The 6,090-nt window shown below is 61.4% G+C and carries 10 protein-coding genes; 8 read left to right on the top strand and 2 right to left on the bottom strand.

Going from position 1 to position 6,090, the window contains the following annotated elements; translation table 11 throughout:
- Positions 1 to 411: ParB/Srx family N-terminal domain-containing protein (locus tag KDL09_RS00560; RefSeq protein ID WP_294380240.1), on the bottom strand; the 411-nt coding region annotated here is incomplete at its 3' end.
- Positions 412 to 478: 67 nt separating this feature from the next.
- On the opposite strand from KDL09_RS00560, the gene KDL09_RS00555 reads away from it, so the two are divergent.
- The gene (locus KDL09_RS00555) at positions 479 to 691 is read left to right on the top strand and encodes a helix-turn-helix domain-containing protein (RefSeq protein ID WP_294380238.1); all 213 of its coding nucleotides are present in this window, start codon (positions 479 to 481) and stop codon (positions 689 to 691) included.
- Positions 692 to 1,152: 461 nt separating this feature from the next.
- Positions 1,153 to 1,758 (top strand): hypothetical protein, encoded by a 606-nt coding sequence (locus KDL09_RS00550; RefSeq protein ID WP_294380236.1) that lies wholly within the window; start codon positions 1,153 to 1,155, stop codon positions 1,756 to 1,758.
- Between the two features lie 5 nt (positions 1,759 to 1,763).
- On the opposite strand, the gene KDL09_RS00545 is transcribed toward KDL09_RS00550, so the two are convergent.
- Positions 1,764 to 2,243 (bottom strand): lipocalin family protein, encoded by a 480-nt coding sequence (locus KDL09_RS00545; RefSeq protein WP_294380234.1) that lies wholly within the window; start codon positions 2,241 to 2,243, stop codon positions 1,764 to 1,766.
- A 130-nt stretch (positions 2,244 to 2,373) separates the two neighbouring features.
- Between KDL09_RS00545 and KDL09_RS00540 the strand changes: the two genes are divergently transcribed.
- The 6 genes from KDL09_RS00540 to KDL09_RS00515 form a co-directional block, all read left to right on the top strand.
- On the top strand, positions 2,374 to 4,194 hold the full coding sequence (locus KDL09_RS00540) for a terminase gpA endonuclease subunit (RefSeq protein WP_294380232.1): 1,821 nt from the start codon (positions 2,374 to 2,376) through the stop codon (positions 4,192 to 4,194).
- A 16-nt stretch (positions 4,195 to 4,210) separates the two neighbouring features.
- The gene (locus tag KDL09_RS00535) at positions 4,211 to 4,429 is read left to right on the top strand and encodes a hypothetical protein (protein ID WP_294380231.1); all 219 of its coding nucleotides are present in this window, start codon (positions 4,211 to 4,213) and stop codon (positions 4,427 to 4,429) included.
- Positions 4,426 to 5,007, top strand: coding sequence for a hypothetical protein (locus KDL09_RS00530; protein ID WP_294380228.1), 582 nt, complete (start codon positions 4,426 to 4,428; stop codon positions 5,005 to 5,007). Before KDL09_RS00535 ends, KDL09_RS00530 begins: the two co-directional genes overlap by 4 nt.
- The gene (locus tag KDL09_RS00525; RefSeq protein WP_294380227.1) at positions 5,004 to 5,276 is read left to right on the top strand and encodes a hypothetical protein; all 273 of its coding nucleotides are present in this window, start codon (positions 5,004 to 5,006) and stop codon (positions 5,274 to 5,276) included. Before KDL09_RS00530 ends, KDL09_RS00525 begins: the two co-directional genes overlap by 4 nt.
- Before the next feature lie 15 nt (positions 5,277 to 5,291).
- Positions 5,292 to 5,549, top strand: coding sequence for a hypothetical protein (locus KDL09_RS00520; protein ID WP_294380226.1), 258 nt, complete (start codon positions 5,292 to 5,294; stop codon positions 5,547 to 5,549).
- Positions 5,546 to 6,090, top strand: a 545-nt coding sequence (locus KDL09_RS00515; RefSeq protein WP_294380223.1) for a phage portal protein, incomplete at its 3' end; no start/stop codon positions are given. The genes KDL09_RS00520 and KDL09_RS00515, both read left to right, overlap by 4 nt.

Genomic DNA, 6,090 nt, shown 5'->3' with positions numbered 1-6,090 from the left:
GCGAATTTCATCCTCGGCAAAGCCGGTGAGTTCGAGATCGAAGGCGGGATCGCTCTCCTGGATGGACTTGAGCAAGCGCTTGAGTTCGTCCTCATCGAGCTCGGCAAGTTCCGCGAGGCGATTGTCCGCCAGAAGGTCGGCCAGTTCCTCGGCTTCGCTGGCGTAATCCTGTTCATCGACCGGCACGACGTCACAGCCGATGAGCAGCGCGGCCTCCAGCCGGCCATGCCCACGCACAATGAGGCCGCTGCGTTTGGAGAGGGTGATGGGATTGCGCCAGCCCTGCTCCTGAATGATGGAGGCGAGCAGTTGGATCTGATGCGCACTGTGCCGGTTTGGATTCGCCGGATTGGGCTTCAGCGTGTTGGGGTCCACCAGACGGGTGTGGGCGCAGTAAATGGGAATGCTCACGCACCGGCAGGAGTGTCAACGCGGTTGACGGCGAATCCCGCCTATGCGTGACTTGCGTATGGCTGCCATGAAACTTCCCAAAGGGGTGACTCCCCGCAAATTTGCCCGTGCCCTTCAGGCATGGCGTGAGAAGAAGGAGTTCAGCCAGCGTGATGCGGCGGAGTTTCTCGGCATCAGCAAACGTACGCTGGAGAATTGGGAGCAGGAGCGAGCCACGCCGCGAGGCTATGCCGTGGTGGCGCTGATGAAGCTGATAGCAATGAACGGTTCACAACGATAGCTTTGACCGCGACCAGCAAAAGATTCTCACATCGCGCCGAAATTCACCGCCCCATGGTGCGGCTACCACGATCGAGAGCATTAGACCAATCTAGGTCCAGCGTTAATCATCTGGCGAAAGGTGGCCTCATCGATAACAACGCCCTCATTGAGAACACTAGTGCCTAGTCCAGGCGACGAAACCAACGTTCCGCCCTTGGTGGGCAACAGCGGGATTGGAGGACTGCCTTCGATGTCCCACACCACCGGCAGTCCGTCCACATCAAAAAACTTCGCTGTCGGTGAAAAAATCTCAGGGATGTCAAACACCCACTGCATTCTTGGGAAGCTGTCCGGGTATTCGACTAAACGTGCACCTGGAAATGTGAACTGATCTTCCATTTTTAAGCATACACCAGACTCGCTTTACTGCAACGCCACGCTCTAACTGTTGAGTGTGTTGACTCCGCAAGCAGCGGAGCCATGGAATCCTCACTCCCGCCCGATCTCGCCCGCAAGCTCCTCAACAAGGACCTCGCCAATCTCGTCCAACGTGTTCACAAGGGAGGCAAGCTGACGCGGGCGGAGCGCAGCATGCTGCAAAATCTCGCCAGCAGCACGACCGGCGGCACTGGCCCCGCCTTCGCCCGCAACTTCGTGGAACTGGCCGAAATCCTCGGGGCGACGCGCCAGTCGATCACCACGTGGAAGAAGCGTAAGGATGCCCCCCAAGCCGCCGCCAACGGCCTGCACGATGTGGCCGCATGGCGTGAGTTCATGAAGCGTCATGACCTCAAGGGAGCCGAGCCAGGCACCGATCTCGACACCGCCCTGCGTGCCCGCAAACTGCTCGCCGAGGTGGAAGAGCGCGAACTCAAGGTGGCCGTTCGCAAAGGTCTGTATGTGACCGTCGAAGAAGTGCGGCGCACATGGACAACGCAGATCGGGCGGGCCACCGCCTTGTTGCGCAACAAGTTCGAGTCAGAGTTACCGCCGATCCTGTCCGGACTCGATGCGACGGGCATTCAAGAGGAGTGCCGCAAAGCCATTGATGAGGTACTCACCATCCTCCATGAAGGCGGCAAGTGACGCGCTCAGGGCTGCTGGGCCTTCTCAACGATCAGATTCTCCACGGGAAAACCAAGTCCGCGGCAGTGCGCGACAATTTTGTCGTAGGTGATCTTCGGCAGAGTGGTCTTACGCGCCAGGATCCAAAGGCACTTCCGATCCGGCGTTCCCACGGCGGCGGCGGAATAGTCTTCCGCGAGCCAGACGATGAAGTAGTTCCCCTGCTTCGCGCGAGGAATGAAGACCGAGAACCATTCATTGAATCGCACCTCAAGAACCGCATTCGTCCGGGCATCAACCACGGTCGCCGTCCCTCGGACTTGCTTCGGCTTCCCGTCCTTCAGGGCGCGATTGATGACTGAAACCGCTCCATCTGGTTTTATCGCATACTCGGCGGTGGATTCGACGCAGCCGCGCTGGAAGAACATGGGCAGCCTGGCCACCTCATGCCACTTGCCCATGTAACGGGGCAGCTCGACTTTGGGAACGGTTGCGAGCGGTTTCACAGGTGGGGATGCGCAAGAACCAACGAAAACCGTGGTCGCAAGCAGCAAGGCGGTAAGGACTGGCCGGATCATCGTTCATTCTAGCTCAGGAACATTTCCTGTCGTCGCATTTTGACTTCGCGCCGGTTGCGTGAGCATCCTCGAAGCAATCTGGTGCGAAGCATGGCGTCCCCCTGACCGCCGTCCACCATGGGCCTGGGCGGAGGAACACATTCATTCCATCCCCTACTCGCCGGTGCCGGGCCGGTTCCGTGCGGACAACTCTCCATGGTTGAAGGAGCCGCTGGAAGCTCTGGTTGATCCCAAGGTTCGGATCGTCTCGATCATCGCGGCCATCCAGTCGAGCAAGACCACGATCGGTGAGATCGGCCTCTGCTACATCATCCCCAACCTGCCGGGACCCGCGCTCTGGCTCGACCAGACCGATGATGACGCGAAAGATCAGGCCGAAAGCCGTCTTGGCCGAGTGTTTGATGAGTGCCCAGCCGTGCAGGCGCTCTACCCGCGCGATCGCCACAAGCTCAAGACGAGCACGAAGCACTTTTCCAACGGCATGACGCTGTGGGTGCTCGGTGCCCACAACAAGACCAACCTGCAACGCCGCTCGATTCGCTGGCTCATCGGCGATGAAACCTGGCGTTGGCCGACGGGGCACATGGCTGAAGCCGAGGCCCGTGTCACCGCCTTCGGCTGGCTGGGCAAGTGCCTGTTCATGTCTCAGGGCGGTGAGGAGAACGACGACACGCACCGCAAGTTTGAAACCACCGACATGCGCGAGTGGACCTTTGCGTGCCCGCACTGCGATCTGCGCCAGCCCTTCAAATGGGAAAACGTGGAATGGAGTAAAGACGCCCGTGACGACGATGGCGAATGGAACTTTGCCCGCGTGCGCGAGACGGCTTCGCTCACCTGCGAGGGCTGCGGTCACTGCTTCGATGACAGCGACCGGACACGCCGCCAGCTCAACACTTCCGGCCGCTATGTGGCGACGAACATCAACGCGTCCCCGGAAAACGTCGGCTTCCACTGGAGTGCCCTGTGCGCGATGAGCTGGGGCAGGCTTGCCGAATTGTATCTGCGGGCCAAGGCGGCGGCGAAGCAGGGCGATCTGGAGCCGTTGCGGCAGTTTTATCAAAAGCGCCTGGCGCTGCCCTGGCGCGACTACCTGGAGGATTTCAAGCTGGAGATCACGCCCAGCGGCTACCGCCTGGGTGAAACGTGGGACGATGAGGCCGCCGTCAGCAAGCACGGCAAGTTCCTCACGCCGCCCTTCGATCCGTCCCAGGCGGCGGCTCCGCTGCGGTTCATGACGGTGGACTGCCAGATGGATCACTTCTTCGTGATCGTGCGCGGCTGGTCGCTCGATGGTTCATCGCGCCTGGTGTGGCGCGAGCGCGTGCCCACCTGGGACGAGGTGCTCAGTCTGCAGGAGCGGTTCACCATCCATGCCAACCTCGTGTTCGTCGATGCAGGTCACGCCACCTATGACGTGTATCGCGAGTGCGCCAAGCACGGCTGGGTGGCGCTCATGGGCGACCGCCGCGCAACCTATGTGCACCGCACCAAGGATGGCCGCAGCGTTCACCGATTCTACTCACCACGCCGCAAGGTGGTGCTGGGACGTGGCCAGACCTGCTCGGTGTTCTACTGGTCAAATCTGAACATCAAGGACATGCTCGCCCGCTTGCGCCGCAACCAGGATCCCGAACGCGGTGCCACCTGGGAAATCGCCGAGGACGCAGGCGACGACTACCTCACGCAGATGGAGAGCGAGCAGCGCGTGCGCAAAGGCGGCAAGTGGCTGTGGGAACGCATTGGTAAGCGCCCCAATCACTACTGGGACTGCGAGGCGATGCAGGTGGCTGCCGCCGTGATGCTCAAGCTGGTGGGTCAGGAGTCGGTCAAATCGGGTGCCGAACCAGACGCGGAGACTGAACCGGCCACAGATTGACACGGCTGCCGTGGGCATGAACCCACCCCAAACTCTCCAAGGCAAGCTCACTTATGCCGGCATTCTCATTTCGGCCCTCGGTGCCATCGGCCGCATTTTCGGCCTCCATCTGCCCACCACCGAGGCGCAAGGGATGGTCGATCTGGTGGCCGCCAACTGGGACACCCTCGCGCAGTTCGGTGGTCTGGCCACTGCTGCCTATGGCCGCCTGCGCATCAACTGGAGGAATCCATGACCAGCGACCAACTGGCTCAGGGTATCATCCGGCACGCCAGCCGCTTTGTCGGCCTGCGTGAGGTCAAGCCCAACGCAAACTGGGACAACCCAAGCACGCCCGGACCGGACCGCGCCCTCGTCGATGAACTGCGCTCCCTGATGCGCCAGTCGCCCTGGGAGGAAGGCTGGGCCTACTGCGCCGCCTTCGCCGAAGGCATGGTCCTCGCCGCCCTGCGTTCATTGGCGGCCACGCCCACCCAGATCAAACGCTGGCAGCAGACGATGACGCCCCACTGCGTCACCAGCGCGGGGAACTTCCGCAAGCTGGGACTGCTTTCAGCAAGCGCTGAACCCGGTTCCATCTGGCTCGCACGCCATGGTAGGACGAGCAAGGGCCATGCCGGCCTCGTCACCACCGTGCGAGGCCTGAGCATGGCCACCATCGAGGGCAACACGTCCATCGATCCAAGCACGTCAGCCAAAGAACGCGAGGGCGACTGGATCACCAACCGCATCCGCTTCCTCAAAGGCAGCGGCACGCTCAACACGCTCGGCTTTGTCACGCCCACTTCCATCCTCAAACTCATCGGCGCATGACCCAGCCACGCTTTGATTCCACCATCAGCCTCGGGCATCTCGTGCAGATCCTCTCGCTGGTCATCGCCGGAGCCACAGCCTGGGGCGTGCACACCAGCACGCTGCGGCACCTGGAACTGTTGCGCAACGAGGACCGCCAGCGCATCGAATCCCACGAGGTGAAGATCAACCTGCTGGAACGCGCCACCGACGTGGTCAAAACGGACGTAAACTACATCCGTCTCACCGTCGATGAGATCAAACGCGATGTGAAGGACGCAAGCCGTTGACAGGGTGCTCCGCTCATGGCGCAAGGTTTGTTCACTGTCGGGTTCACCGTCGCAGAAGTTCTCCGCATTCAGGAGAGAGCCAAAGAGATGCTCATGGAGGGCAAGACCCTCATGAGCTGGTCCGACAGCGGTTCGAACGCCTCCAAGCAGTTCCCCATGACCGTCAAAGAAACGCTTGAGGAGTGCGCGCACGCTCTGCGCGTGCTTGACCCAGCCACCTATGGCCGACGTCGGCGCATCACCACTTCGTCCATCCACCATCTCGCCAAATGACCGCCCTTCAACAATGGGCGTCTCACTGGCTGCCCCCTGCCCTGCTCCCCAAGGCGTGGACTTCTGTTTACGAATCCGCCAATGCCTCACCCCGACGTGGATCGGTGCCGGGTGCATCGCCCCGTGATGCCAAACACGATCTCACGCCCCACGTTCACCGTGAACTGGTGCGCCGTTCGCGCTACCTCGCCAAGAACTCGGGCTTCGTGCGGGAGATGGTCAGCAACATGGCCATCTATTCGACGGGGGACGGTATTCGCCCGCAAGCGCAGTCAGAGGACATGGCCTGGAACCGCCAGGCGGAAGCCTACTTCCGCGCCTGGTCCACGCGCTGCGAAATCACCGGGCGGTTCAGCTTCGAGGAAGTGCAGTCGCTCCTTTGCCGGGGCATGGACGTGGACGGCGAATACTTCATCCATCTCACGCGCAGTCGTCTCGGCATCGCTGCGCTGCAATTGATCGAGTCGCACCGCATCGGTGAGGGCAACACCTCCATGCAATCGTTCCATGGCATCACCCTGGATGCCTGGGGCGCACCAGT

It is taken from the genome of Prosthecobacter sp., assembly GCF_020439865.1.
GTDB lineage: Bacteria > Verrucomicrobiota > Verrucomicrobiia > Verrucomicrobiales > Verrucomicrobiaceae > Prosthecobacter.
The sequence above is the reverse complement of the archived record's forward strand: the minus strand, read 5'-3'. Positions and strand labels throughout refer to the sequence as shown.